Origin of the sequence: Pseudomonas sp. NPDC089918 (assembly GCF_050280605.1) — a bacterium.
GTDB lineage: Bacteria > Pseudomonadota > Gammaproteobacteria > Pseudomonadales > Pseudomonadaceae > Aquipseudomonas.
On record NZ_JBNNVP010000014.1, the window covers coordinates 22332 to 47910 of the forward strand.

24 protein-coding genes and 1 pseudogene are annotated in these 25579 nt (G+C 59.7%); 7 read left to right on the plus strand and 18 right to left on the minus strand.

The features are described 5' to 3' along the window. Both ACQKPC_RS12320 and ACQKPC_RS12325 read right to left on the minus strand, forming a co-directional pair. Complete coding sequence (locus ACQKPC_RS12320; protein ID WP_427624797.1) at window positions 1-1044, minus strand: LLM class flavin-dependent oxidoreductase; 1044 nt, start codon at window positions 1042-1044, stop codon at window positions 1-3. A gap of 36 nt (window positions 1045-1080) precedes the next feature. Next, complete coding sequence (locus ACQKPC_RS12325) at window positions 1081-1566, minus strand: flavin reductase family protein (protein WP_074877311.1); 486 nt, start codon at window positions 1564-1566, stop codon at window positions 1081-1083. A gap of 323 nt (window positions 1567-1889) precedes the next feature. Between ACQKPC_RS12325 and ACQKPC_RS12330 the strand changes: the two genes are divergently transcribed. Beyond that, complete coding sequence (locus ACQKPC_RS12330) at window positions 1890-3296, plus strand: purine-cytosine permease family protein (protein ID WP_427624799.1); 1407 nt, start codon at window positions 1890-1892, stop codon at window positions 3294-3296. A gap of 604 nt (window positions 3297-3900) precedes the next feature. Here ACQKPC_RS12330 and ACQKPC_RS12335 read toward each other — a convergent pair. From ACQKPC_RS12335 to ribBA, 5 genes are all read right to left on the minus strand, one after another. After that, the gene (locus ACQKPC_RS12335) at window positions 3901-5055 is read right to left on the minus strand and encodes an ABC transporter ATP-binding protein (RefSeq protein ID WP_427624800.1); all 1155 of its coding nucleotides are present in this window, start codon (window positions 5053-5055) and stop codon (window positions 3901-3903) included. Window positions 5056-5071: 16 nt separating this feature from the next. Further along, window positions 5072-5881: an ABC transporter permease gene (locus tag ACQKPC_RS12340; RefSeq protein WP_074877303.1), complete on the minus strand. Its 810-nt coding sequence runs from the start codon at window positions 5879-5881 to the stop codon at window positions 5072-5074. A gap of 6 nt (window positions 5882-5887) precedes the next feature. Then, on the minus strand, window positions 5888-6832 hold the full coding sequence (locus ACQKPC_RS12345; protein ID WP_427624938.1) for an ABC transporter permease: 945 nt from the start codon (window positions 6830-6832) through the stop codon (window positions 5888-5890). Next, on the minus strand, window positions 6829-7854 hold the full coding sequence (locus ACQKPC_RS12350; RefSeq protein WP_427624801.1) for an ABC transporter substrate-binding protein: 1026 nt from the start codon (window positions 7852-7854) through the stop codon (window positions 6829-6831). Before ACQKPC_RS12350 ends, ACQKPC_RS12345 begins: the two co-directional genes overlap by 4 nt. A gap of 226 nt (window positions 7855-8080) precedes the next feature. Beyond that, the gene (ribBA, locus tag ACQKPC_RS12355) at window positions 8081-9190 is read right to left on the minus strand and encodes a bifunctional 3,4-dihydroxy-2-butanone-4-phosphate synthase/GTP cyclohydrolase II (RefSeq protein WP_427624802.1); all 1110 of its coding nucleotides are present in this window, start codon (window positions 9188-9190) and stop codon (window positions 8081-8083) included. A 71-nt stretch (window positions 9191-9261) separates the two neighbouring features. Between ribBA and ACQKPC_RS12360 the strand changes: the two genes are divergently transcribed. Continuing rightward, window positions 9262-9555, plus strand: a complete 294-nt coding sequence (locus ACQKPC_RS12360) for a DUF1330 domain-containing protein (protein ID WP_018927711.1) — start codon at window positions 9262-9264, stop codon at window positions 9553-9555. A 6-nt stretch (window positions 9556-9561) separates the two neighbouring features. Here the strand turns inward: ACQKPC_RS12360 and ACQKPC_RS12365 are convergent, their stop codons facing one another. The 9 genes and pseudogenes from ACQKPC_RS12365 to ACQKPC_RS12405 form a co-directional block, all read right to left on the minus strand. After that, a complete protein-coding gene (locus ACQKPC_RS12365) occupies window positions 9562-10125 on the minus strand; it encodes an NUDIX hydrolase (protein WP_427624804.1) in 564 nt (187 codons plus the stop codon). A gap of 2 nt (window positions 10126-10127) precedes the next feature. Then, window positions 10128-10880: a GntR family transcriptional regulator gene (locus ACQKPC_RS12370; RefSeq protein ID WP_095129270.1), complete on the minus strand. Its 753-nt coding sequence runs from the start codon at window positions 10878-10880 to the stop codon at window positions 10128-10130. Window positions 10881-10967: 87 nt separating this feature from the next. After that, window positions 10968-11357, minus strand: a complete 390-nt coding sequence (gene pcaC, locus ACQKPC_RS12375) for a 4-carboxymuconolactone decarboxylase (RefSeq protein WP_096510322.1) — start codon at window positions 11355-11357, stop codon at window positions 10968-10970. Continuing rightward, window positions 11354-12829, minus strand: a complete 1476-nt coding sequence (locus tag ACQKPC_RS12380) for an NAD-dependent succinate-semialdehyde dehydrogenase (protein ID WP_427624805.1) — start codon at window positions 12827-12829, stop codon at window positions 11354-11356. Before ACQKPC_RS12380 ends, pcaC begins: the two co-directional genes overlap by 4 nt. 71 nt (window positions 12830-12900) lie before the next feature. After that, the gene (locus ACQKPC_RS12385) at window positions 12901-13386 is read right to left on the minus strand and encodes a flavin reductase family protein (RefSeq protein WP_074877285.1); all 486 of its coding nucleotides are present in this window, start codon (window positions 13384-13386) and stop codon (window positions 12901-12903) included. 12 nt (window positions 13387-13398) lie between these two features. Then, window positions 13399-14880, minus strand: coding sequence for an aldehyde dehydrogenase (locus tag ACQKPC_RS12390; protein WP_427624807.1), 1482 nt, complete (start codon window positions 14878-14880; stop codon window positions 13399-13401). Further along, complete coding sequence (locus ACQKPC_RS12395) at window positions 14877-15710, minus strand: alpha/beta fold hydrolase (protein WP_018927717.1); 834 nt, start codon at window positions 15708-15710, stop codon at window positions 14877-14879. The genes ACQKPC_RS12390 and ACQKPC_RS12395 overlap by 4 nt, the downstream gene beginning before the upstream one ends. A gap of 45 nt (window positions 15711-15755) precedes the next feature. Beyond that, complete coding sequence (locus ACQKPC_RS12400) at window positions 15756-16346, minus strand: amino acid synthesis family protein (protein WP_216742977.1); 591 nt, start codon at window positions 16344-16346, stop codon at window positions 15756-15758. A gap of 183 nt (window positions 16347-16529) precedes the next feature. Next, a pseudogene (locus ACQKPC_RS12405) lies at window positions 16530-16652 on the minus strand (3-(3-hydroxy-phenyl)propionate transporter MhpT); the annotation flags it as partial. Window positions 16653-16892: 240 nt separating this feature from the next. On the opposite strand from ACQKPC_RS12405, the gene ACQKPC_RS12410 reads away from it, so the two are divergent. The 4 genes from ACQKPC_RS12410 (at window position 16893) to ACQKPC_RS12425 (ending at window position 21649) form a co-directional block, all read left to right on the plus strand. Beyond that, entirely contained in the window at window positions 16893-17885 is a 993-nt protein-coding gene (locus tag ACQKPC_RS12410; RefSeq protein WP_427624808.1) for a helix-turn-helix domain-containing protein, read from the plus strand. Between the two features lie 68 nt (window positions 17886-17953). Next, window positions 17954-18886, plus strand: coding sequence for a SphA family protein (locus tag ACQKPC_RS12415; protein ID WP_427624809.1), 933 nt, complete (start codon window positions 17954-17956; stop codon window positions 18884-18886). A gap of 10 nt (window positions 18887-18896) precedes the next feature. Continuing rightward, complete coding sequence (locus ACQKPC_RS12420) at window positions 18897-20141, plus strand: MFS transporter (protein ID WP_427624811.1); 1245 nt, start codon at window positions 18897-18899, stop codon at window positions 20139-20141. 14 nt (window positions 20142-20155) lie between these two features. Further along, complete coding sequence (locus ACQKPC_RS12425) at window positions 20156-21649, plus strand: amidase (protein ID WP_427624812.1); 1494 nt, start codon at window positions 20156-20158, stop codon at window positions 21647-21649. A gap of 90 nt (window positions 21650-21739) precedes the next feature. On the opposite strand, the gene ACQKPC_RS12430 is transcribed toward ACQKPC_RS12425, so the two are convergent. Together ACQKPC_RS12430 and ACQKPC_RS12435 are read right to left on the minus strand one after the other, a co-directional pair. Then, window positions 21740-22510: a class I SAM-dependent methyltransferase gene (locus tag ACQKPC_RS12430; RefSeq protein WP_427624813.1), complete on the minus strand. Its 771-nt coding sequence runs from the start codon at window positions 22508-22510 to the stop codon at window positions 21740-21742. A gap of 119 nt (window positions 22511-22629) precedes the next feature. Further along, the gene (locus tag ACQKPC_RS12435; RefSeq protein ID WP_427624814.1) at window positions 22630-24117 is read right to left on the minus strand and encodes an aldehyde dehydrogenase family protein; all 1488 of its coding nucleotides are present in this window, start codon (window positions 24115-24117) and stop codon (window positions 22630-22632) included. A 275-nt stretch (window positions 24118-24392) separates the two neighbouring features. Here ACQKPC_RS12435 and ACQKPC_RS12440 point away from each other — a divergent pair, with 275 nt between their 5' ends. Then, the gene (locus tag ACQKPC_RS12440) at window positions 24393-25562 is read left to right on the plus strand and encodes a p-hydroxyphenylacetate 3-hydroxylase oxygenase component (RefSeq protein WP_427624816.1); all 1170 of its coding nucleotides are present in this window, start codon (window positions 24393-24395) and stop codon (window positions 25560-25562) included. The last annotated feature ends 17 nt before the right edge of the window (window positions 25563-25579 follow it).

The following is a 25579-nucleotide window of genomic DNA, read 5'->3' on the forward strand; positions in this document are numbered from 1 at the left end:
TTAGCGAAACGCCGGTACCACCTGCTTGATGAACAGCTCCAGGGATTTTTTCTTCTCTGCGTGAGGCAGGCTGTTATCGCACCAGAAGCTGAACTCATCGACGCCCAGTTCCTGGTAGTACTTGATGCGCGGGATGATTTCCTCTGCCGTGCCGATCATGGCGGTCTTGTGCAGGCTCTCCAGTTCGAATTCCGGGCGAGCGGCGAATTTCTCTTCCGGGCTCGGCGCCAGGAAGCCGTTGACCGGCACTTCCTTGTTGCCGAACCAGGCATCGAAGGTACGGTAGAACTTCGAGATCGCCTTGGCCCCGACTTTCCAGCCCTCTGGGTCATCGGCCGCATGCACGTGGGTGTGACGCAGCACCATCAATTGCGGACGCGGTACGTCCGGGTTGTTGTCCAGGGCGGTCTGAAACTTGTTCTTCAGGTCGAGGACTTCTTCGTCGCCCTTCATCAGCGGCGTGACCATCACGTTGCAGCCGTTGGCCACGGCGAAGTTGTGCGAGTCCGGGTCGCGAGCGGCGATCCACATCGGCGGGTTGGGCTTCTGGATCGGCTTTGGCACGCTGGTGGAGGTGGGGAATTTCCAGATATCGCCGTCGTGGGCATAGTCGCCTTGCCACAGGGCGCGAACCACCGGGACCATCTCCCGCAGGGCCTGACCGCCTGAGGAAGCGGGCATGCCGCCGGCCATACGGTCGAATTCCACTTGGTAGGCGCCACGGGCCAGGCCGACTTCCATGCGACCGTTACTGATCACGTCCAACAATGCGCACTCGCCAGCTACCCGCAACGGATGCCAGAACGGCGCGATGATGGTGCCAGCGCCAAGGTGAATGGTGGTGGTCTTGGCGGCCAGATAGGCCAGCAATGGCATCGGGCTTGGCGAGATGGTGTATTCCATGGCGTGGTGTTCGCCGATCCAGACGGTGCTGAAACCACCGGCCTCGGCCATCAGGGTCAGTTCGGTCAGGTCTTCGAACAACTGGCGGTGGCTGACACTTTCGTCCCAACGTTCCATGTGCACGAACAGGGAAAACTTCATGACGCTTACCTCGGATCTTTGTTATTGACTGTCGGTTCAGGCGAGGACGGGCAGGGCGCCCATCTTGCCGTGGCAGTACACCAGCGGACCGGCGGTGTGCTGCGGCACTATCAGGTTCTTCACGGCGCCAACCATGATCGCGTGGTCGCCACCTTCATATTCACGCCATAACTCACATTCGATGACGGCCGTGGCGTTGGCCAGAATCGGATTGCCCAGCTCGCTCAACGTCCATTCGATCCCTTGAGCTTTGTCTTTGCCTTTACGGGCGAAGGCATAGGCTTCGCTTTGCTGGCCGCCAGAAAGCACGTGAATGGCAAAGCGTTTGTTCTTGATCAGTACCGGATAGGAATCGGAGCTGTAGTTGGGGCAGAACAGCACCAGGGCCGGGTCCATGGACAGCGAGCTGAACGCGCTGGCGGTGAGGCCGACGATTTGCCCCTCATCATCCAACGTGGTGATTACCGTCACACCGGACGGGAACGAGCCCATGACTTGTTTGTAGATGGCGGCATCGATCATTGGAGGGTCCTCGGGCGCTGCGGCATGGTTTTTATGGATTTGTAGGTCTGATGGTATACCGTAATACATAGTTTGCAAGGGCTTTTTATCTTTGCCGATAAACGCATCCTTAGGCGATAAGGCTCAATATTTCCGGGGCTTGTAGCGCAAGGTTGAGAGCCGGAAGCCCTGGATAAGCGGATCAGTTTGCCTTTCAAGCAACGGATCAGTCTTGTGAAAATATTGGAATACCATAATATGGTGCGCATCTGAGGGGTTGCCAAAGAGCGCCCCCGGTTTGGCTTCATACAAATATAAGATCAGACAAACTCGAGTTCATGCACATGTCCCAGATGTCCCGGCAAGACCCGTTGATCGAGAATCACACGGTCGATTACGTCCCACTCGCGGAACGCCATGGGAAGGCCCGCGATCTGTTCACTCTATGGTTCAGCACCAACATCGCACCGTTGCCGATCGTGACCGGCGCGATGGTGGTTCAGGTATTTCACCTTGACCTGTTCTGGGGGCTGCTGGCGATTGTCCTCGGGCATATGGTCGGCGGTTTGGTGATTGCCCTCGCATCGGCCCAGGGGCCGCGCATGGGTATTCCGCAAATGGTGCAGAGCCGTGGTCAGTTCGGCCGTTATGGTGCGCTGCTGATCGTGTTCTTCGCTGCGCTGATCTACATCGGTTTTTTCATCTCCAACATCGTGCTGGCCGGCAAATCGATAGTCGGCATCGCGCCTTCGGTTCCGGTGCCGGCGAGCATCATCATCGGCGCCCTCAGCGCTACCGCAATTGGAGTGATCGGTTACCGCTTTATTCATACTCTCAATCGCATCGGCACCTGGGTCATGGGCAGCGCCTTGCTCGCCGGTTTCCTTTATATCTTCGCCCATGAATTGCCGGCAGACTTTTTCAGTCGCGGCGGTTTTAACCTGGCCGGCTGGCTGGCCACGGTGTCGCTGGGGATCATCTGGCAGATCAGCTTCTCGCCTTATGTGTCGGACTACTCCCGTTACCTGCCGGCGGATATCGGTATTGCCAAGCCCTTTTGGGCCACTTACCTGGGCGCGACCCTGGGCACCATTCTGTCGTTTACCTTCGGCGCAGTGGCGGTGCTGGCAACGCCGGAAGGCACTGAAGCGATGGATGCGGTGAAGCAGTCCACCGGCTGGCTGGGGCCGATTCTGATGGTGCTGTTCTTGCTCAATATCATCAGCCACAACGCCTTGAATCTGTATGGCGCGGTGCTGTCGATCATCACCTCGATCCAGACCTTTGCCAGCCAGTGGACGCCGAGCATCAAGCTGCGGGTGGTGTTGTCGAGTGTGGTGCTGGCGGGCTGTTGCCTGGTGGCGCTGGGGGCTTCGGCGGACTTCATCTCACAGTTCATCGGCTTGATTCTGGCGTTGTTGCTGGTGCTGGTGCCTTGGGCTTCGATCAACCTGATCGATTTCTATCTGATCAAGGGCGGACACTACGACATCGCGTCGATCTTCCGGGCTGACGGAGGGATCTATGGGCGTTTCAATCTGCATGCGATCACTGCGTATTTCATCGGGATTATCGTGCAGTTGCCGTTTGCCAATACCTCGTTGTATGTCGGGCCGTATGCCAATCTCATCGAAGGGGCTGACCTTTCCTGGCTGGTGGGATTGGTGGTGACTTGCCCACTTTATTATTGCTTGGCTACGCGCGGGCAGGCTGAGCAGAGCAGGGCTGCCAGGCTTGGTTATGTTGACTGATTAAAACCTGTCTTGCGTTCGAAAATGCCCGGTTCTGCCGGGTATTTTTTTGTAATGGCGTGGGCATATCCGTTGCTGCGCTCGACCTGTTGAGTGGTGAAAAGCGAAAGCTGTGCGCAGATCTATGTGGGAGCTGGCTTGTCGGGTCGCCGCATCGCTGCGATGGCGGCCTGTCAGCCGACCAATCTTCCCCGGTCCCCAGTCCAACTGTGAGGGCAATCCTGCTCGCGAAGCTGTTGATCTTGCTGTTGCTTCGGCTATTGATCTTGATCTTGATCTGCTGCCCCTTTCCCCAGAGACCGAACGCAGGCATTGCGCAGGGGCTCCGCGGCAGGGATGCCGCGGTAGCCGCCCCCGGCCATGGATGGCCGATGGCGGCGGGCCCCCGGTCCATACAGGCTTTTCCAAAGTGACTCGCTGCAAGAGTGAAACCGTCAGCCGCCGTTACCGCAGAAACGGATATGTACCCCAACCCCAACCCGCCATTACCTCAGAAATGGATATGCCCACCCAATCAAAGAACAAAAAAAAGGCCACCACAACCCGACGTTGCGGCGACCCGAGGGTGACAAATAACGTGCGGCCCACTGGTATGGGCCGGGGATCAATGCGCGCCAGCGGCCTTGTTCAGATCGCTTTCAGCCCATTCGGTGTACACACATGCATCCGCGGTGGCCCAGCGCACGCGCACCGGATCGCCGGCCTTGAGCGGCATGCCGGCGGCGGAGAGGGCCTTGACGGTCATCGACGTGCCGCCCGAGGTCACCACGCTGCAAGTCTGGCTTTCACCAAGAAACAGCACTTCCACGACCTTGGCCGAGACTTCGTTCCAGCCCGCCGCCAACGGTTCCTGGGCGGCTTGCTCGACGCTCAGCGCCAACGCTTTTTCCGGCCGCACCATCAGCAGCACATCCTGATTGGTTTGCAACCCGGCGGTCAGGCGAATCGACAGCCACTGACCTTCAAACGAAGCCACCGCATTGCCCTGGGCCTTGAGCTTGAGGAAGTTGGAGTTGCCCAGGAACGAAGCAACAAAGGCATTCGGCGGGTTCTGATACAGGTCAAAACCGCTGCCCAGACCGACGATCTTGCCGTGGCTGAAAATCGCGATGCGCTGAGACAGGCGCATGGCTTCTTCCTGGTCGTGGGTCACGTAGATGATGGTGATGCCGAGGCGCCGATGCAGCTGACGCAGTTCGTCCTGCAAGTCTTCACGGAGTTTTTTGTCCAAAGCGCCCAGCGGTTCGTCCATCAACAGAATGCGTGGTTCATAAACCAGCGCCCTAGCGATCGCCACACGTTGCTGCTGACCACCGGAAAGTTGTGAAGGGCGGCGATGGGCGAATTGCTCAAGCTGCACCAGTTTAAGCATGGCGTCGACCCGGCGCTCGCGCTCGCTGGCGGCCAGTTTGCGGATGGCCAGGGGGAACGCGATGTTCTCGCGCACCGACAAATGCGGGAACAGCGAATAACGCTGGAACACCATACCGATGTCGCGTTTGTGCGGCGGCACGTTGACCAGCGACTGGCCATTGACCTGGATCTCGCCGCTGCTCGGGGTTTCGAAGCCGGCGAGCATCGACAAGGTCGTGCTTTTGCCGGAGCCGCTGGAGCCGAGGAAGGTCAGGAATTCACCGTCCTTGATGTCCAGCGAGATGTCGTCCACGGCGGCGAAGTCGCCGTAGTATTTGTTCAGGTTGCGCAGGCTGACCAGGGGCTTGTCGTTCTGCTGTGCGGAATCTTTGATCACGGCACTCATGTCGTACTCCAGGCGCTCAAGCGCTGATTTGATTACGCCGGCGAACGGCGGCGGCGATGACCATGACCAATACCGAGAGGCCGATCAGCAGCGTCGAAGCGACGGCGATCACGGGCGTCAGGTCCTGGCGCAGAGTGGTCCACATTTTTACCGGCAGGGTTTGCAGGGTCGGGCTGGCCATCATCACGCTCAGCACCACCTCGTCCCACGACACCAGAAAGGCGAACAGCGCACCGGCGACCATGCCCGGACGAATCGCCGGAAAGGTCACCTTGAACACTGCTTGCAGTCGCGAGGCGCCGCAGATCACCGCGGCATCTTCGATCGACTGATCGAACAGCTTCAATGAGTTGATGATCGAGATGATGGTGAACGGCAGCGCCACGATGACGTGGCTGACCACGAAAGCGAACATCGTTCCGGTGTAGCCGAGTTTGAGAAACAGCGCGTACACCGCCACGGCGATGATCACCAGCGGCACGATCATCGGCAGGGTGAACAGACCGTAGAGCATTTCCCTTCCTGGAAAGCGCCCGCGCACCAAGGCAAAAGCGGTTGGCAAACCCAGGGCTACAGCGCAGATCGTGGTCAGCACCGCGACCTTGAGGCTGGCCATGGCGGCGTTCATCCAATCGGGATTGGAGAAGAACTGGCCGTACCATTTCAGCGTCCAGCCCGGCGGCGGAAACACCAGCCACTGAGAGGAGCCGAAGGACAGCAGCACGATGAACACGATCGGCAACAGCAGGAACAGCGCGATCAGCCCCGTGGTGAAATACAGGCCGAAACGCATGCGCCGGCTCATGGCATTGGGGGTCAGGAGCATGACGGCTTACCTCGCATTGCTGGCGCCAACCGGGGATTCCGGCTGGAGCTTCAGGTAGAAGTAGAACAACACCAGCGTGATCACGATCAGCAAGGCTGCACCGGCGCTGGCCAGTCCCCAGTTGAGGAACGACTGCACCTGCTGAATGATGAATTCCGGCAGCATCATGTTCTGCGCGCCGCCCAGCAGTGCCGGGGTCACGTAGTAACCGAGGGACATCACAAACACCATCAGACCACCGGAGAACAGCCCCGGCCGACACAGCGGCAGGAACACCCGGAAGAAGTTGGTCCAGGGGCTGGCGCCGCAAATCGAACCGGCCTGCAGAATCATCGGGTCGATGGCCTGCATGGTTGCCTGCAACGGCAGCACGATGAACGGGATCATGATGTAACTCATGCCGATCACCACGCCGGTCAGGTTGTGCACCATTTCCAGTGGCTGATCGATGATGCCCATGGCCATCAGTGCCTTGTTGATCACCCCGGATGCCTGCAACAGCACCAGCCAGGAGTAGGTCCGCGCCAGCAGGCTGGTCCACATCGACAGCAGCACAATATTGAGGACCCACCGGCCCCAGCCACGAGGCACCAGGGTGATTGCCCACGCCAGAGGAAAGCCCAGCAGCAGACTGAACAATGTCACCAGCCCGGCCACCGAGAAGGTGTTGATCAACACCCGCGCATAAGCCGAGTTGGCGAATAGTTGTTCATAGTTACCCAGGCCCGGTACCGGTTCCAGTACGCCCCGCAGCAGCAGACCAATCAGCGGCGCCAGAAAGAACAGGCCTAGAAACAGCAGGGCGGGGATCAGGTTGCTCGAACCGCGCCAGCGCTGTGCCAGGGAAGGGGATTGGTTCATTACAGCCGCCTTGCCGAGAACCGCCCCGGCAGCGCCAGTTGCGCTCCCGGTCGGAGTAGGTTGACGGGACGCTGTTGCCGTCATTTTCATTTGACCAGCCATTCGTTCCACCGTGTCGCGATGGCCGGACCGTTCTTGGCCCAGTACGCGAAATCAAGAGTGATCTGATCCTTAGCGTAGGCAGTCGGCAGGTTAGGGGCGAGCACCGGATCCAGGCGCGCTACGCTGTCGACGTTGACCGGCGCATAGGCGGTCAGGTTGGAGAAGTCAGCTTGTCCTTTGGCGCTGCTTGCGTTGGCCAAAAATTTCATGGCTGCAGCCTTGTTTTTCGAGCCTTTTGGGATGACCAGAATGTCGGCCATGACCAGGTTCTGTTTCCAGCTCACGCCCACCGGTGCGCCATCCTGTTGCAGGGCGTAGATGCGACCGTTCCAGAACTGCCCGAGGCTCGCTTCACCCGAGGCCAGCAACTGTTGGGACTGCGCGCCGCCGCCCCACCAGACGATGTCTTTCTTGATGGTGTCGAGTTTCTTGAAGGCGCGATCCAGGTCCAGCGGATAGAGCTTGTCGGCGGCAACGCCATCGGCCAGCAGGGCCAGTTCGAGCACGCCAGGGCTTGGCCATTTGTAGAGGGCGCGTTTACCAGGGTAGGTCTTGGTGTCGAACAGCGCGGACCAATCCTGGGGTTTGCCGGCGCCGAGCTTGCCTTCGTTGTAACCGAGGACGAAGGAGAAGTAGAACGAGCCGACACCATGGTCAGAGACGAAACGCGGGTCGATTTTGTCGCGCTGGATCACCGAGAAGTCGAGGGGTTCGAGCAAGCCTTCAGCCGCCGCGCGCAAGGCAAAATCTGCCTCGACGTCGACCACGTCCCATTGCACGTTACCGCTTTCGACCATGGCTTTGAGTTTGCCATAGTCGGTAGGACCATCCTGGACCACGGTGATGCCGCTGGCCTTGCTGAACGGATCGGCCCAGGCCTGCTTCTGTGCATCCTGGGTGCTGCCGCCCCAGCTGACGAAGTTGACGCTTTCAGCCGCCATCAGCGCCTGACTGGTCATGCTCAACAAACCCGCAAAAAACATTGCGGTTACACCTTTGTTCAACACCATTTTTACGCCCTCATTTGTTGTGTTTGTGAGCGGGCTGTTGATGCCCGCCTATCGGGAGCAGTAGGTCCATCTGGTCGATTACGATCGTCCGGTCTATGGAATATCATATTATGGTATTCCAAACTTTGTGCAAGCACTTTGCCTTACCGGCTATCAGCCAAAAGCGGTTTTTTTGCCGTCAGGTCACCCAATAGTGCCTGCGCGGGTAAAGGGACCATCCCCGGACTCATTCGGTGAACGGGATGCTCTCGACCACTTCCAGGTCATAACCGGTCAAGCCTGCGTATTTCAGTGGCGGGCCGAGATGACGCAACTTGCCCACGCCGAGATCCTGCAGAATCTGCGCCCCGGTCCCTACTTCAGAATAGATGCGTGATTGCGATCGGCTGAATTGCCGTGGCGGCTGAGTGAGTTGGGGCACGCGTTCCAGCAGCGCTTGCGACGACTCATGGTTGGCCAACACGACCACCACGCCGCGACCTTCTTCAGCCACCCGTTGCAGCGCGGCCCACAACGTCCAATTGGACGGGCCGCTGTACTGCGCGCCGACCAGATCGCGCAGCGGATCGATCATATGCACCCGGACCAGGATGGGATCTTCCCGACGAATGTCACCCATGACCATCGCCATGTGCACGCCACCTTCGATACGGTCCTCAAAGGTGATCAGCCGGAAAGTCCCATGCACCGTCGGCAATTCGCGTTCGCCGATGCGCACTACGGTGTGTTCGGTGCTGAGCCGGTAGTGGATCAGATCGGCGATGGTGCCGATCTTGATTCCATGTTTGCGTGCGAAGACTTCCAGGTCGGGGCGGCGAGCCATGGTGCCGTCGTCATTCATCACCTCGACGATCACCGAAGCGGGAGTAAAGCCGGCCAGGCGGGCGAGGTCGCAACCGGCTTCGGTGTGACCGGCACGGGTCAGGACGCCCCCTTCCTTGGCGCGTAGCGGGAAGATATGGCCGGGCTGCACAATGTCCGTGGGACCTGCATTGGCAGCGACGGCGGCGGCAACGGTACACGCCCGATCGGCGGCGGAAATACCGGTGGTCACGCCCACGGCGGCTTCGATGGATACCGTGAACGCGGTGCTGAACACACTGCCATTGCTCGGCACCATCTGCTCCAGACCGAGGCGCTGACAGTGTTCGTCGGTCAGGGTCAGGCAGATCAGGCCCCGGGCTTCGCGGGCCATGAAGCTGATAGCCTCGGCGGTGCAGCGGTCGGCGGCGAGCAGCAGATCGCCTTCGTTTTCCCGGTCCTCGTCATCGACCAGCAGCACCATCTTGCCTTGCCGGTAGTCTTCGATGATTTCTTCGATGCTGTTGAAGGCCATGCTGGAACTCTCAGTGTTGGGTGGGTATATTTATTGGTATACCATAATACGAAATTAGGCGAGAGGTCACTATGAAGGCGTACTGGATTGCTCACGTGGATGTCACCGACCCCGATCAATACAGCCAATACACCCAGCGGGCACCGGCGGCCTTCGCGTTATATGGCGGGCGAATGCTGGCCAGGGGCGGGCGCAGCGAAGCGATGGAAGGTCGCCGCACGCCGCAACGCAGCGTGGTCATCGAATTCGACTCTTACGAGCAGGCTCTGGCCTGTTACCACAGCGAGCAATATCAAGAGGCGAAACGGCACCGCGAGGGTGTGGCTCGGGCCGAAGTGATCATTGTCGAAGGCGTGGCGCCCTAGGGGATATCAGCGGATGAAGTGAATTTTTCCGCTGTCGTCATTGCCAATATAGATGCCGTAGACCCCGGCCTGACGTTCCTCGATATAGCGTTCGAGGATCTGCCGGATCGCCGGGTAATAGATGCTGTCCCAAGGAATGTCCTCGGGCGCGAAGAATTTGTAGTCCAGGGTTTCCGGCCCGTACTGGCCGGTGATCTCCAGCGCGATGGCGCGGAAGATGATGTACACCTCACTGATCTTCGGCACGCTGAAGATCGAGTAGGGCGAGAGGATTTCCGCGCGCACGCCGCTTTCTTCCCAGACTTCGCGCAGCGCTGCCTGCTCGGTGGTCTCACCGGCTTCCATGAAGCCGGCCGGCAGCGTCCAGGTGCCAGGGCGCGGCGGGATCGCGCGTTGGCACAGCAGGTACTTGCCGTCTTGCTCGATGATGCAGCCGGCGATGATTTTCGGATTGATGTAATGGATGTAGCCGCAACCGCTGCACATCAGGCGCTCGTGCGTATCGCCCGGCGGCAGCTGGTGACTGAGGTCACCGCCGCCGCACTTTGGACAAAAGCTCGGGCTGAACATGGTTAGCGACCTATGCGAGGTTCTTTGAGCGCGATGGGCAGGGTGATCTCGGGGATTTTTCCGGTCTCTTCCTGTTTGCGCTTGAGGTAATCGAGTGCAACGGTTGCGGCGGCGCGCACGTGGTCGACGCAAGCCTGGTGGGCGGCCAGCGGATCGCCACTCTTGATCGCCTCGACCATGCGTTCCATTTCCTGATTGCTCACGCCACGGCGATTTTCCTGGGACACCGAAGTCGCCCGCAGGTAGCTGATCCGTGCCTGCAACTGACGCAGCTGAGTGGCGGCCACATGATTGCCGGAGCCTTCGAGCAGCACGTCGTAGAAACCTTGAACCGAATCGATCACCTGTTGCAGTTCACCTTCCTTGAGGGCCTTGCGGTTTTCCTCGAGGGCTTTTTCCAGGGCCTTGATGTCCTTGGCCTTGGCACGCAGGGTGAACAATTGGACGATCAGTCCTTCGAGCACACAACGCAGCTCATAGATATCCACGGCATCGGCCAGGGTAATGATCGCGACCCGTGGACCCTTGGCGTCGGCGAATTCCACCAGGCCTTCGGATTCCAGGTGACGCAAGGCTTCGCGTACGGACGTGCGGCTGACGCCCAGGCGATCGCACAGATCGCGTTCGACCAGACGATCTCCCGGCAAGAGCTGGAAGTTCATGATGGCGCTTCGCAGTTTATCCAGCACGATTTCGCGCAGGGTAACGGGGTTGCGATTGACCTTGAAGCTGTCGTCGAGTGGCAGGCGTTTCATGGGGTCCGCTCTGAGTGTGGCTGTCCATGCAAAAAGAGCGCTTCGATCCAGGATCATCGTGCTCAGGTCATCAAAAACAGCCAAGGGTTAACTGGAGGCCTCGGCATCGGCTTCGGCGAAGGCTTCACGGGCGAGCCGGAAACTGTCTACGGCAGCGGGGACACCGCAATAAATACCGACCTGAAGCAAAATTTCGCGTATTTGTTCACGACTCAGGCCGTTACGCAAGGCGCCGCGTACATGCAACTTGAGTTCGTGCGGCCGGTTGAGGGCCGAAATCATCGCCAAGTTTATCATGCTGCGCTCTTTAAGCGACAAACCCTCACGGCCCCAGACGTGGCCCCAGCAGTACTCGGTGACCATCTCCTGAAGAGGCCGGGTGAAGTCGTCGGCGTTCTCGATGGAGCGGTTCACGTAGGCTTCGCCCAGCACCTGGGTGCGGATTTTCAGGCCTTGTTCATACTTTTCATTGCTCATCGCTGTGTGCTCCCAAAATCGTCGAGCCCGCCCATCAGGGTGTATTTGAGCTCCAGATAATCTTCGATGCCGTACTTGGACCCTTCGCGGCCGAGCCCCGAGGATTTGATCCCGCCAAAGGGCGCAACTTCGGTGGAAATCAGCCCTTCGTTGATCCCGACCATGCCGTACTCCAGCGCTTCGCTCATGCGCCAGGCCCGGCCCAGATCACGGGTGTAGCAGTACGCCGCGAGGCCGAATTCGGTGTCATTGGCCAAGTGCACAGCCTCGGCTTCGGTGTCGAAGCGGAACACCGCAGCCAGCGGGCCGAAGGTTTCCTCTTGAGCGACTTTCATGTCACCGGTCACACCGGCCAACACGGTTGGCTGGAAGAAGCCGTGCCCCAGTGCATGACGTTCACCACCGCAAAGCAGTCGGGCGCCTTGGGAGAGGGCGTCCTGAACGTGGTCTTCGACTTTGGCCACCGCGCGTTCGTTAATCAGCGGACCTTGAGCGACACCTGCCTCGAAACCACTGCCGATGTTCAGTTGCGCCACGCGCTCGGCCAGTCGCGTGGCAAAAGCATCATGAATGCCGCTCTGCACCAGGAAGCGATTGGCACAGACACAGGTTTGCCCGGCATTGCGGAACTTGGCGATCAGCGCACCTTCTACGGCGCGCTCCAGATCAGCATCGTCGAACACGATGAAGGGTGCGTTGCCCCCCAGTTCCAGTGAGACTTTTTTCAGCGTTGGCGCGCACTGGGCCATGAGCAGTTTGCCGATGGCGGTGGAGCCGGTGAATGACAGTTTGCGCACCAGCGGACTGGCGGTCAGCTCACCGCCGATGGCCACGGCGTCGCCAGTGATCACATTGAAAATGCCCGGTGGAATCCCGGCCTGTTCCGCCAACGCGGCCATGGCCAGGGCCGAGAATGGGGTTTCCGGTGCCGGTTTGACGATGCAAGGGCAACCGGCTGCCAGCGCCGGGCCGGCCTTGCGGGTGATCATCGCCGCCGGAAAATTCCACGGGGTGATGGCCGCGACCACGCCGATCGGTTCCTTGCTGACCACGATGCGCGCATCGCCTTTGTGACTGGGAATGGTGTCGCCGTAGATGCGCTTGGCTTCTTCAGCGAACCACTCGATGAAACTCGCGGCGTAGAGGATTTCACCCTTGGCTTCGGCCAGGGGCTTGCCTTGTTCCAGTGTGAGGATTTCTGCCAGGGCGTCGGCGTGCTCCAGCATCAGGGCGTGCCAGCGCTTGAGCGTCTGGCTGCGCTCTTTGGCGGTCAGTGCTCGCCAGGCCGGCCAGGCTTTGTTGGCGGCGGCAATGGCTTGACGAGCTTCTGCGGCACCAAGATTCGGCACCTGGCCGATCAGCTCACCGGTGGCCGGGTTGAGAATGTCCTGACAGGCGCCATCCGGCGCATCCAGCCACTGGCCATTGATATAGGCCTGCTGGCGGAACAGTTGCAAGGCTGCTGGGCTCATACCGGCTCCCATAATAGAAATTTAAAAAGGGCCGCACCGGGGGGTGGTTAGACGCAGCCCAAATGTAGACGTCAGGCCAGGGTGGGCAGCGGGCCCAGCTTGCCTTTGTGATAGATCATCGGCGTGACCGGCTGCTCGGGTAGAATCAGGTTCTTCACCGCGCCGACGATGATCGCGTGATCGCCGCCGTCGTATTCACGCCACAGTTCGCACTCGATGATCGCCGTGGCTTTGCGCAGCAGAGGGTTGCCCAGCTCGCTGAGGTGCCAGTCGATGCCTTTGGCCTTGTCCTTGCCTTTGCCCGCAAACGCATAGGCTTCGGCAGTCTGGTCGGCCGATAGCAGATGAATCGCGAACTGCTTGCTGTCACGCAGGATCGGGTACGTGTCGGAGGCATAGTTGGGGCAGAACAGCACCAGTGCCGGATCAATCGACAGCGCACTGAAGGCACTGGCGGTGATGCCGACGATGCCGCCGTCCGGGTCCAGGGTGGTGACCACCGTGACCCCGGATGGGAACGAGCTCATGACGTCTTTGTAAATGCCGGGTTCGATCATGTCGGCGGTCTCCTAGCGCATCACGAAGGGATCAGGCATGGGTGCCTGAGAGAGGTTGATCCACACCGTTTTCAGCTCGGTGTAGGCCAGCACCGAATCGATGCCGCTCTCGCGTCCATAGCCGCTGTTCTTGAAGCCGCCGATCGGCGCCATGGCCGAGACAGCGCGGTAGGTGTTGACCCAGATAATCCCCGAGCGAACGTCCCGGGCCAGGCGATGAGCACGCCCCAGGTCGCGAGTCCAGATGCCGGCGGCGAGACCAAACTGCGAGTCGTTGGCAATCGCCAGCGCTTCGGCCTCATCTTTGAAACGGATGACCGAGGCCACTGGACCGAAGACTTCCTCCTGCATGATCTTCATCGAATTGCGGTCGCATTCGAACAGGGTCGGCTCATAGAACCAGCCATCACCCAGATTCTCCGGACGCTTGCCGCCCAGACGCAGGCGCGCACCCTCGGCCAGGGCATCGGCCACCAGGCCTTCGACCACGGCCAATTGTTGCGCGGTGGCCATGGGGCCCATTTCGCTGCTGTCTTCCTGCGGGTTGCCAATGCGGATGCGCTTGGCGCGCTCGACCAGACGATCGACGAACTCATCGTAGATTTCGTCCTGCACCAACAACCGCGAGCCGGAAACGCAGCTCTGGCCTGATGCCGCATAGATCCCGGCAATCGCACCATTGATCGCACTGTCGAGGTCAGCGTCGGCAAAGATAATGTTCGGTGATTTGCCGCCCAGTTCCAGCGACAATTTGGCGAAGTTTTCAGCGCTGCTGCGCACCACATGCCGCGCCGTGGCAGCGCCGCCGGTGAAGGCAATTTTGCGCACCAGCGGATGGCGGGTGAGGGCGGCGCCGGTGCTTGGGCCGTAACCGGTGACGACGTTGACCACCCCCGGCGGAATCCCGGCTTCCAGCGCCAGGCGAGCCAACTCCAGAATGGTTGCCGAAGCGTGCTCGGACGGTTTGATGACAATGGTATTGCCGGCCGCAAGGGCAGGGGCCAGTTTGATCGCCGTCAGGTACAGCGGGCTGTTCCAGGGAATGATCGCCGCGACCACACCCATGGCTTCGTGCACGGTGTAGGCAAACAGGTCCGGCTTGTCCAGCGGCAAGGTGCCGCCTTCGAGCTTGTCGGCCAGGCCCGCGGTGTAGTGGAAAAACTCCGGCAGGTAGCTGACCTGACCGCGGGTTTCGCGAATCAGCTTGCCGTTATCGCGGCTTTCCAGCTGCGCCAGTTGTTCTTTGTTCTCAGCGATCAGGTCGCCGAGGCGGCGCAGCAGTTTGCCCCGGGCGGTGGCGGTCAGGCCGCGCCAGGCCGGGCTGTCGAACGCCGTCTGCGCAGCCTGCACGGCGCGCTCGACATCGCCTTCGTCGGCATCGGGCAATTCAGCCCAGGCTTGAGCCAGGGCCGGGTTCAAACTTTCAAAGGTCTTGCCGGAGAGGGCATCGACCCATTCACCGCCGATGCACATCTGGAAGCGTGCGAGTGTCATGCAACGATCCCCTTTATTTGGTTTTGTCGGGCGTTTGCCGTGTCGAGAAACTCCAGCAACAGCTGGTTGACCAGGCGCGGCGATTCTACGGGCATCATATGCCGCTGCTCGGCGAGCACGGCAACGGTCGCGCCGGGAATTCGCTCGGCCAGTTGCTGGGCCATTTCCGGTGTCGAGCCGGGATCCAGTTCGCCGGTGGCAACCAGTGTCGGCACTTGAATGCTGCCCAGATCCTCCGCGCGGTACATGTCCTGGGTCGCGAACAACTCATACGTGGTCAGGTAACCCTGCGGATCGTTGCCCGCCAAGGTCTGGCGTAGCGCGGCGATCTGTGCCGGGTTGGCCGCCTGGTATTCACGGCTGAACCAGCGCGACAGCGCGGCTTCGGCGTTGGCATCCGGACCATGCTCGGCCGCCTGAGCGGTGCGCGCGATGACGCCGGCACGCTGTTCGGGGCTGCGGTTGAACACACTGTTGAGCACCACCAGGCCTTGCAAGCGTTGCGGGTAATGCAGGGCAAACGCCCGCGCTACCAGCCCGCCCATGGAAAAACCGATCACTGTCGCCTGAGGCAGTTGCAGGTGGTCGAGCAGCTCCAGCAACTGATCGGCATAGCCGAGCAGAGGCGTGCCGCTTTCCGGGCGCGGGCTGGCGCCATGCCCCAGCATGTCGTAGGCAATCACACGGTACTTCGTGGCCAGGCCAACGACCTGGCCGCCCCACATTTCTTTGTTCAGGCCCACGCCGTGGATCAAAACCACGGGCTGGCCTTGGCCGGTCGCCAGGTAACTGGTGCCAGCCGGGGTGCGTTCAGCGGTGAGCCGAATCATGGAGCGCTCCTGCATGCCTTTTTGTTGTAGTTGCTCTCACGGGACTTACTGGGCTTTTTCGGCCGCCAGTTCTTCCAGATCGATGTAACGATTGCCGATGCGTGGGTGCAGGCGGCCGCCATCGGCGCAACCCAGGACTACGACGATTTCATCGGCGCGTGGCGCGTCTTCGATCTGCATTTCCAGGGTGATGTAGTGCGAACGCAGGCCTTCGTCGTCCTTGTGCATCATCGGGATCTGGATCGAGGTGCCCGGGCCGCCACGCTTGTTGGTGAAGCTCAGGTAGCTCTTGGCTTTCACCGCTTCGCGATAATGGTTGCCGAAGCGCAGGGTGTGGATCACGGCGGAGGCGTGTTCGATTTCTCCGTCAGCGCCGACGACAGCGGCCTTGCCGTAGGCTTCGATCTTCTCGGCACCGCCGATAATGCCCACCAGGCGTTCGACCATCAGCGCGCCGAGGTCGGAGCAGTTGGCGCGAATTTCCGGCTTCAGGTCTTCGACAAAGCCGCGACCCAGCCAAGGGTTTTTCATCACGACGGCCAGCCCGACCATGGTCACGGGCTTGTCGGCAGCCTTGCCGCCTTCGATAAAGGTTTCTTCGACGTAGCTGACGATCTTGCGGATTTCGAAACTCATGAGCTGCTCCGTGTAGGGTAAGAGTGTCTGTGCGTCTGATGGTATACCATAATACCTGAAGCACAAGTCCCTGAAGCGGGTTTCTGGTCGGAAGGCGATAAAAGGAGGGCTGGGCTATTGCCGCAGTTGCCTGGAGCACATCGCTTGCGGCAGGACTGGTTCTATCGTTTCTGTAGCTGTCGATAACATGTACATCACAGTCAAGGTGAAGAAGTAACTCAGCCACAACGCCACGGTGACGCGAGCCCGGTCTTCGCCGAACAGTGCCTGGCCGGTTGAAGCGCGCGCCACATTGACAGTGCCTTGGATCCATAGTGCTTTGCTCGCTCTTCAGGCGATAGGCTGGCACGCACCACCCAACCTCGGCATGGAGGGGTGTCAGGATCAGCTCCCGAGAACGCTTGGCTGGCACCAGGCTTTATCGGTATGAGGTGTGAATCCTTGAACTATCCATTTTCGGCACAAATGTGCGGTCCGCCTTAAGGTCGGAATGGAACTTGCGTGATGTCACGCCTGTAAGCCTTGGAACTGATGAAGGTTGGGTCAATGAACAATAATAATGTGCTGATACCACCGGCCTCAGTGGCTGTCCGATCGGCGTTACCCATCCAGCGTTTTCTGACCAGCGACATCGATGAGCACGCCCGGAATTTGGGCGGCTGGCAAGTTCGCTACGATCAGTTAACCCCGGGACGCTTTGAAGGTGAGCTGATCGAGTTCCGTTCGGACTGGATGCAACTGGTCCGCGACCGCTCTAATCAGGCCATGACTAAAAGTGGCATGGCCTGGAAAGGTGCAATCACCTTCAGCATACCTTTGAGTGCCCACGGCTCGGTCTATTGCTCGGGGCATCCGATTCACGAGCTCAGCCTGTTAGTCGCTCACGGTGAAAATCTTCCCGAGTTGCGCACGCCGCAGCAACTTGATTTGCTTGGGGTGGCGATTGAAGAACAGGCACTTGAGCATCTCCTGGAGCGTCAGGGCAGTCACTTTCGAATTACCGATCTTCCCAAGTGTTACCGCTTGGGCAACTCCTCTGTGCCCGCTGAGCTCGCTGCGCTGTTCGATGAGCTGTCGGGCTGCGATCAGCAGCGTGATGCGTTGCTTGGGTATGACTCTATCCGCCGTGGCATACGCGATGCGGTGATGCTGCACTTGCTGGAATTGGTTGCGCCGGATCAAGCCCCGCCACTCAATCCCACGGCACGCAAAAGGATGGTCGATCGGGCACGCGAGTATGCGCTCGGCCACCTCGACGAGCCGCTGTCGATTCTTGACCTGTGCAATCACATAGGCGCCAGCCGGCGCAAACTCCAGTACTGCTTTCAGGAAACCCTGGGGATCAATCCGGTGGCTTATTTGCGTGCGTTGCGCCTCAATGCAGTGCGCCGTGAACTGCGAAAGAGCACTCAATCCCATGGGGTACAAGAAGTGGCAGCACGCTGGGGTTTCTGGCATTTGAGTCGTTTCTCCAGCGATTACCGAACCATGTTTGGTGAAAGCCCTTCACAGACCTTGCGTCGCACCCAACTCTGCTGAAATCGGATAACCCGTCTACTGCACTGCTTACTAGGATGGCCCACACCACTTGATGGGAGGGGCATTCGATGATTCATAACAATAATTCAAGCGTCAGAACCTTCACGTTGTTCACATTGGGGTTGCTCGGTTTCTGCGCCACCGCTCATGGCACCGAGAACGGTGCGCCGACCACGGCGGTCGGTGTTTATGATTTCGGCGCGGGGATGATGCCGCCGGCAACACCTTTCGGGACCTTGGGTCTGCGAACTTCGTTTTACTCGGCCAACGTTCAGAAGGACCGCCACGGACGTTCACTCGACAACAACTTCTCGCTGGACGTGCTGTCGATCGGCGTCGCGTACATGCGCATGACGGATCACACCGTATTGGGCGCCAAGTATGGTTTCGGCGTGGTGGTGCCGTTCTTCAAAATGGACGCTTCAGTCAAGGTGCCGACGCCGGTCGGGCCGTTGAGCCTGGAAGCCGATCCCTTTCGCATGGCCGACGTGCAATTGTTGCCATTGATCTTGCAGTGGAACCTGTCGCCGAATCTGTTCATCAACACGCAGCTGCAGATCCAGACACCCACCGGTGACTACGACAAGAATCGTCTGGTTTCACCTGGCCTCAATCACTGGACGTTCTCGCCGATCGTCAACGCCACCTACATCACCGACAGTGGCTTCGAGGTTTCTTCAAGCTTTGAAGTCGACGTCAATACGCGTAACCACGCGACCGATTACAAAAATGGTGTCGAGTACCGCCACGAATTCGCCGTCGGCCAGCACGTAGGGCCATGGACCGTGGGGTTGGGCGGTTACTACTACCGCCAGTTCACCGATGACGATGCACCGGGTCTGGAGGCGGGCAACCGCGCGCGGGTCCTGGCGATTGGTCCTGCGGTGAGCTACTTCAAACCGGGGGTGCCACCTGTCTGGCTGCATGCCTACAAGGAGCACGACGCCAGCAATCGTGCCGAGGGCTACACCGTGGCTCTGCGTATTTCTCAAAGTTTCTGAGGGGCTCGTCATGAACCAATCACGTTTTGTTTCAGCTGCTGCCTCCTCTTCGCCACGTCAGGCCAGTGGGCGACGTGAAGGACTGGTGCTGATGCTTGGCAGCAGCCTGACCATCATGGGCGCGGTGATGGTCGCTCCAATATTGCCCAAACTTGGCGCCGAGTTCGGCCCCTTGGAACCCCAGGCTGACTTGCTGGTGCCTTTGGCGGTCACCGGGCCGGCGCTGGCGATAGCACTGTGCGCACCCCTGGCCGGGTGGTTGGCTGATCGGGTCGGGCGCAAGACTTTGCTGGTGATTGCAACCTTGCTGTACGCCTTGCTCGGGGCCGTGCCGGCAGTGCTCGATGACTTGTCGGCCATCGTCGGCGTGCGTCTGTTGTTCGGTTGTGCCGAAGCCGCGGTGATGACCTGCTGCGCCACCTTGATTGCTGACTATTGGCAGGGCGAGGAACGACTGCGCTACATCAATCGGCAAGTGGTGACCATCGGCCTGGTGGGCTCGCTGTTCTTTGTGGTGGGCGGTGCATTGGGTGAGCACTCCTGGCGTCTGCCGTTCTTGCTGTACCTGCTGCCGCTGTTGCTGGTGCCGGTGATGATGAAGGTGTTGTGGGAGCCGGCGACCGGCAAGCAACAGGTCGAGGAGCCCGATCAGGGAAAGGTCGCGGTGTTTCCGTTGGTGCTCGGTTATCTGCTGATCCTCAGCGGTATGGTCTTGAGCTTCATCGTGCCGATTCAGGCACCGATTCTGCTGGTCAGTCTGGGGATTACCTCGAGCACGATGATCGGGCTTTCGGCGGGTTTGAGTCTGCTGGCGACCTTGGGTGGTTCGTTGATGTGGCCGCTGTTGCGTCGACGCATCGGTATCGCCGGTTGCAATGCGCTGTTGCTGACATTGTTGGGGCTTGGGCTCTGGCTGTTGATGCGCGGGCAAAGTTACAACGCTGTACTGGTGGCGGTGCTTATTCACGGTCTGGGCGCCGGGCTTCTGGTGCCCAACGCGATGGCACCAGTGATGAATGCCTTGAGTGCCAATACCCGTGGTCGTGGGTTGGGAGGATTCACCGCTTTTCTGTATTTCGGCCAATTTGTCAGCCCGCTGGTGGTGGCACTGATCAGTGCTTTCTCGGGTGACCTGCGCCATTCCATCGAATGGCTGGCGTTCGCCAGTTTTGCCTCGGCACTGGTCTGGGCGCTGGCCGGCATGCAAGCGCGACGAAAAGCCGTCGCCAGCACTTTCGAATCGAGTCATTCGTAATTTTAAAGGGAGAGATGGGTATGCAAGACATCCAGAACTTGCTGGACAACGAGGACGCCACAGGTCTGGCCGAGTGGGTCAGACGTGGTGAAGTTCAACCCTGCGAGCTGCTCGAGGCGGTGATTGATCGCATCGAGCTGGTTGAACCGCAGCTCAACGCGGTGGCCGAGCGGCTGTACGATTCAGCGCGTCAGGCGGCACGAGAGTCGCAGCCAGGTGAAGGCGTGTTTGCCGGTGTCCCGACCTTGATCAAGGATCTGTTTTCTCCGGTCAACGGCGCGGCGATGACCAATGGTTCACGGTCCCTGGGAGGATTCCGGGCGGATTTCGAATCTGAAATCGTGACGCGTTTGCGCCGTGCAGGTTGTCTGATTCTCGGTACCAGTACCTCCCCGGAGTTCGGGACGTCTTACTCCACTGAGTCAACGCGATTTGGCGCCACGCGCAATCCCTGGAACATCGCCCATAGCGCGGGCGGTTCCAGTGGCGGCGCGGCAGCCTTGGTTGCGGCGAGAGTTGTGCCCTTCGCCCATGGCAACGATGGGGGTGGCTCCCTGCGAGTCCCAGCGTCCTGCTGCGGGGTGTTCGGACTCAAACCGAGTCGCGGGTTGCTACCTTCAGGTCCGATGGTCGGTGAGGGCTGGGCCGGGATGGGGACCCCGCACGCAATTACCTTGTCGGTACGTGACAGCGCCGCGTTGTTGGATGCCACGGCCGGCATTGATTTGGGCGCCCCTTATGCCGCGCCGATGCAGACGCAGCCTTATGTCGCAGCACTGCAGCGTGATCCACGGCCGTTGCGTATTGCGTTGGTCGAGCAATTGGGACCTTGGCCAACCTCTACAGAAAGTCTCGATGCCGTGCGCCAGGCCGCCAGTTTGTGCAAATCCCTGGGGCACCGGATTGAACCGGTCAGTTTGCCAGTGGTGTTGCCAGAGTTTCTCGATCAGGTATTCACCATCATTGGCGCAAGCACTCGCCACTATGTCGACGTATTGGGCCAGATGCGCGGTTTTGCGGTGCAGCCTGAAGAACTCGAAGCCCGGACACGGATCATTCTGCGCAGCAAGGGCGATGTCAGCGGCGCGCAGTATGCGGCGGCGGTGGAGTGGATTCATGCCTTGGGTCGGCAGTTGGCGGTGTTCATGCAGGATTACGACCTGATCCTCACGCCGACCCTGGCGCGTGAACCGATACCGATTGGCGAACTGGACCTTCAGGACGATCGCTTGAGCCTGGATGAGTTGATCGAGCGCTACCACAGCTACTCTCCATTCACGGCGCTGTTCAACGCCAGCGGCCAACCGGCGATGTCGGTGCCTTTGTCCTGGAGCGCGGCGGGGCTGCCCATGGGCGCGCATTTTGCCGGGCGCTTTGGCGAGGAAAGTACCTTGTTGGCATTCGCCGGGCAGCTGGAGCGTGCTCAACCGTGGCGGGGGCGGGTACCGCCGGTGAACGCCTGTCAGCGGTCAGCTTCAGTGCACCGATCAAGTTCGATGTTTGGATGAGTGCATAGTGTTTCCGGTAAGGCGGCTCTGTCTGGAGCCGCTTTGCAGGCATGCGCTCTGGGGCACTTGCCTGATGGACTGATGAGTAGTTCAATCAAGTCGGCGACATAGCCAGGCTTGGGTCTGATACGGGAACTCAATAGTTTGATGCCCGCGCAGGGACGGGTGGGTCTGGATCAGGGCCTGCAATTGCTCGGCAACTTTCGCCTTCTCTGCGGGAGGTAGAGCGGCAATGAAACTCACCGACAAAAACCGGTCGATGATCACCTCCTGGGCACTGCCTGCATGTGTGTATGGAAAGCAGGTCACTTCGGGCTCAGAGAAGTAGCGCCCCGTGAAGGGCAATCGCCAGTCCCCGGTATGAAAGCGTGGGGTATCGCCTTCGTAGGGAGTAATGATCTTGGTGATGGCCGCTACCCAGTCCACCGACTCATCGCGTACGTTCCAGATCAGCCCGAGTCGTCCGTTCGGTTGGAGCACTCGGTGGATCTCGGCCAGAGCCGTTTCAGTCGCGAACCAGTGAAAGGCCTGAGCGCATATCAGCGCCTGAGCCGTTCCAGATCCGAGCGGGATCGAATCGGCCGTTCCCTCCAGTATCCTGACGTCCGGCAGATTATGGGTAAACTCGGTTCGCATGGCCTCGACCGGTTCGACGGCAATAACATCGATGTCCATTGATTTTAGCAGTCGAGTGAACTTGCCGGTGCCGGCGCCCAAATCGATGACCGTTGATCCGGGATTTATGTCGAGCGTTTCCCTGAGCCACGTCTTAAGGTCGCTTGGATAGCCCGGGCGGCCATGAACATAGGTACTGGCTTCTGTTGAGTAACCAAGCTGAGCAGCCTTATGAACACCTGTCATGATCAGCGATCCTTTTTGTGGATGGCGGTACACAGCGTGTGCGCAATTTCGTGCGCACTTCCTGCAAGCCATCACGTTAGCACCTGCGGCCTGATGAGCGCGCCACAGTTCAACCGCTATCAGTAACGAATCATCACCGACTTGAGCTCGGTGTAGTCATCGATAAAGGCACTACCAAACTCGCGTCCCACCCCCGAGGACTTGTTGCCGCCAAACGGCACCGCCGGATCGAGCATGGTGTGCATATTCACCCACACAGTCCCTGCCTCGATCGCGGGCACCATGCGCAGGGCTTTGCTCAGGTCATTGGTCCAGAGGCTGGCACTCAGGCCATAGGGCGTGTTGTTCATCAGTTCCAGCAGTTCTTCTTCGGTGTCGTAGGGAAAGAAGGTGGCTATCGGGCCGAAGGTTTCCTCGTTGAGCAGAGTGTCGTCGATGGTGTTGGCGAGGATCACTGTCGGTTCGACATAGTAGCCCGGCCGGTCGATCAGGTTGCCGCCGTGGATGATGGTGTTGTTTTCGGCACGGGCCTTGGCGAAAAAACCTTCGAGCTTGAGTTGATGCTGGCGGTTGGTGACCGGACCGAATTCGGTGCGCTCATCCAGTGGCGAGCCGATGTTCAGCTTGCGCAAGCGTTGAGCCAGTTTGTCCATGATCTGCTCGATCTGCGAGCGATGGGCGAAGAACCGTTCGGCCGCGGCACAAATTTGTCCGGAATGCAGGAAGCCGGCCTCGATGGTGCCGTTGACCGCTTTGTCCAGATCGACATCGCGCAGGAAACCCGCCGAGTTTTTACCGCCCAGTTCCAGAGTGGCTCGGGTCAACCCGGCACCCATGGCACTCCGGCCAACGGCGATGCCGGTCGGCACTGAGCCGGTGAACGAAACCTTGTCGGTGCCAGGGTGCTCGATCAGTCCTTTGCCCACCAGACCACCACCGGTCAATACGTTCAACGCGCCGGCAGGCAGACCGGCTTCGATCGCCAGTTCGGCGATCCGCAGGATGGTCAGCGGGGTGAATTCGCTGGGTTTGATGATGATGCTGCACCCGGTTACGAGCGCCGAGGCGAGTTTCCAGATGGCGATCATGGTCGAAAAATTCCACGGCACAATGCCCACCACCACGCCGACCGGTTCGCGCAGGGTGAAGGCGGTATAGCGTTCGCCGGCGAAGGAGGGCAGTGACGGGGTGATGGTCTGGCCGCTGATCTTGGTCGCCCAGCCGGCGTAATAACGCAGGAAGTGAGCAGCCTGGTCGACTTCGAAGGCCCGGGAAATCTGGATGATCTTGCCCGACTGGCAGGTTTCGATTTGCGCCAGTTCTTCGCGGTTGCGCTCCAGCAGGTCCGCCAGTTTCAGCAGCACGTTGCCACGTGTCGCCGGTGCGACCTGGGACCAATGCTTGAAGCCACGGTTGGCCGATTCCACTGCCGCATCGATATCGACTGGATCAGCGTCGGCGACGCGGGCGATAACTTGGCCGGTGGCGGGATTGATCACCTCCAACGTCTGACTGGAATGGCTCTGAACGTAGCCGCCGTCAATAAACAGCGCATGGCTTCGACTGAGGAAGGCTTCAACTTGAGGCAGCAGTGGAATATCGCTCATGGGGGTCTTCCTGATCGCGAACAAGAGAAAAGCCCGAGGTTAATCCGTGGGGGCAGGCGTGGCTTGACTGTGCCTGCCGGGCCACATGTCTGTGCCTGCCAGAGCGGTTCGAAGCCTGAGAACGAGACGTGGGTCATTGCCTTTGAAAAGTACAATCTTGGCTCTGGAAGGTGCATTTTCCAACGCAATCGCTCGTTCCATACTGGCCCTGCATCCAGCGCCGCTCCTTCGATTCGGGAAGTCGGCTGGACATCCAATAATAAGCAGGGCCGTCCATGAAAAAGCCAAACCCGCTCCTCGAAGACCTCAAGTCCATTCTGCCGACCATCGCTGCCAATGCCTTTCAGGCCGAGCAGGATCGCAAGGTTCCCGACGAGAACATTGCGCTGCTCAAAAGCATCGGCATGCACAGAGCCTTTCAGCCGAAGAAGTTCGGCGGCATGGAAATATCGCTGCCTCAATTTGCCGACTGTATTGCCTTGCTCGCTGGCTCTTGTGCCAGCACGGCATGGGCGATGAGCTTGCTCTGCACTCACAGCCATCAACTGGCGATGTTCTCGGCCAAATTGCAGCTGGAAGTCTGGGGCACTGACCCGGACGCCACCGCCAGCAGCAGCATCGCGCCTTTTGGGCGTACTGAAGAGACCGAAGGCGGCGTGCTGTTCAGCGGTGAAATGGGCTGGAGCAGCGGTTGTGATCACGCCGAGTGGGCGATTGTCGGTTTCCGTCGCAAGAATGCTGAGGGCACCCAGGATTACTGCTTCGCGGTACTGCCGCGCAGCGACTACCAGATCCGTGACGACTGGTTCGCCGCCGGCATGAAAGGCAGCGGTACCAAGACCTTGATGATCGACAATGTGCTGGTACCAGAACACCGCATCCAGAAAGCCAAGGACATGATGGAAGGCAAGTCCGCAGGCTTCGGTCTGTACCCGGACAGCAAAATTTTCTACTCGCCGTACCGTCCTTACTTCGCCAGCGGTTTTTCTACAGTGAGTCTGGGTGTTGCCGAGCGGATGCTTGAGGTGTTCCGCGAAAAGACCAAAACCCGCGTGCGTGCCTACACCGGTGCTGCGGTCGGTGCCGCGACCCCGGCCTTGATGCGTCTGGCCGAGTCGACTCATCAGGTGGCTGCAGCCCGAGCCTTTCTCGAGAAAACCTGGGAGGAACATGCCGAACACAGCGAACAGCAGCGTTATCCAACCCGCGAAACCCTGGCGTTCTGGCGCACCAATCAGGCCTACGCGACCAAAATGTGCATCCAAGCGGTGGACCGTCTGTTCGAGGCTGCCGGTGGCAACGCCTGGTTCGAGCACAACGAGATGCAGCGTCTGTTCCGCGACTCGCACATGACCGGGGCCCATGCCTACACCGACTACGACGTCTGCGCACAGATCCTCGGCCGCGAGTTGATGGGCCTGGAGCCCGATCCGAGCATGATCTGAGCCGGACCGTTAATAAC

Bases quoted from the DNA above. Each gene is read 5' to 3' on its own strand.
- ACQKPC_RS12320 (WP_427624797.1), bottom strand. From the start codon at position 1,044: ATGAAGTTTTCCCTGTTCGTGCACATGGAACGTTGGGACGAAAGTGTC.
- ACQKPC_RS12325 (WP_074877311.1), bottom strand. From the start codon at position 1,566: ATGATCGATGCCGCCATCTACAAACAAGTCATGGGCTCGTTCCCGTCC.
- ACQKPC_RS12330 (WP_427624799.1), top strand. From the start codon at position 1,890: ATGTCCCAGATGTCCCGGCAAGACCCGTTGATCGAGAATCACACGGTC.
- ACQKPC_RS12335 (WP_427624800.1), bottom strand. From the start codon at position 5,055: ATGAGTGCCGTGATCAAAGATTCCGCACAGCAGAACGACAAGCCCCTG.
- ACQKPC_RS12340 (WP_074877303.1), bottom strand. From the start codon at position 5,881: ATGCTCCTGACCCCCAATGCCATGAGCCGGCGCATGCGTTTCGGCCTG.
- ACQKPC_RS12345 (WP_427624938.1), bottom strand. From the start codon at position 6,832: ATGAAAATGACGGCAACAGCGTCCCGTCAACCTACTCCGACCGGGAGC.
- ACQKPC_RS12350 (WP_427624801.1), bottom strand. From the start codon at position 7,854: ATGGTGTTGAACAAAGGTGTAACCGCAATGTTTTTTGCGGGTTTGTTG.
- ribBA (WP_427624802.1), bottom strand. From the start codon at position 9,190: ATGGCCTTCAACAGCATCGAAGAAATCATCGAAGACTACCGGCAAGGC.
- ACQKPC_RS12360 (WP_018927711.1), top strand. From the start codon at position 9,262: ATGAAGGCGTACTGGATTGCTCACGTGGATGTCACCGACCCCGATCAA.
- ACQKPC_RS12365 (WP_427624804.1), bottom strand. From the start codon at position 10,125: ATGTTCAGCCCGAGCTTTTGTCCAAAGTGCGGCGGCGGTGACCTCAGT.
- ACQKPC_RS12370 (WP_095129270.1), bottom strand. From the start codon at position 10,880: ATGAAACGCCTGCCACTCGACGACAGCTTCAAGGTCAATCGCAACCCC.
- pcaC (WP_096510322.1), bottom strand. From the start codon at position 11,357: ATGAGCAATGAAAAGTATGAACAAGGCCTGAAAATCCGCACCCAGGTG.
- ACQKPC_RS12380 (WP_427624805.1), bottom strand. From the start codon at position 12,829: ATGAGCCCAGCAGCCTTGCAACTGTTCCGCCAGCAGGCCTATATCAAT.
- ACQKPC_RS12385 (WP_074877285.1), bottom strand. From the start codon at position 13,386: ATGATCGAACCCGGCATTTACAAAGACGTCATGAGCTCGTTCCCATCC.
- ACQKPC_RS12390 (WP_427624807.1), bottom strand. From the start codon at position 14,880: ATGACACTCGCACGCTTCCAGATGTGCATCGGCGGTGAATGGGTCGAT.
- ACQKPC_RS12395 (WP_018927717.1), bottom strand. From the start codon at position 15,710: ATGATTCGGCTCACCGCTGAACGCACCCCGGCTGGCACCAGTTACCTG.
- ACQKPC_RS12400 (WP_216742977.1), bottom strand. From the start codon at position 16,346: ATGAGTTTCGAAATCCGCAAGATCGTCAGCTACGTCGAAGAAACCTTT.
- ACQKPC_RS12410 (WP_427624808.1), top strand. From the start codon at position 16,893: ATGAACAATAATAATGTGCTGATACCACCGGCCTCAGTGGCTGTCCGA.
- ACQKPC_RS12415 (WP_427624809.1), top strand. From the start codon at position 17,954: ATGATTCATAACAATAATTCAAGCGTCAGAACCTTCACGTTGTTCACA.
- ACQKPC_RS12420 (WP_427624811.1), top strand. From the start codon at position 18,897: ATGAACCAATCACGTTTTGTTTCAGCTGCTGCCTCCTCTTCGCCACGT.
- ACQKPC_RS12425 (WP_427624812.1), top strand. From the start codon at position 20,156: ATGGGTATGCAAGACATCCAGAACTTGCTGGACAACGAGGACGCCACA.
- ACQKPC_RS12430 (WP_427624813.1), bottom strand. From the start codon at position 22,510: ATGACAGGTGTTCATAAGGCTGCTCAGCTTGGTTACTCAACAGAAGCC.
- ACQKPC_RS12435 (WP_427624814.1), bottom strand. From the start codon at position 24,117: ATGAGCGATATTCCACTGCTGCCTCAAGTTGAAGCCTTCCTCAGTCGA.
- ACQKPC_RS12440 (WP_427624816.1), top strand. From the start codon at position 24,393: ATGAAAAAGCCAAACCCGCTCCTCGAAGACCTCAAGTCCATTCTGCCG.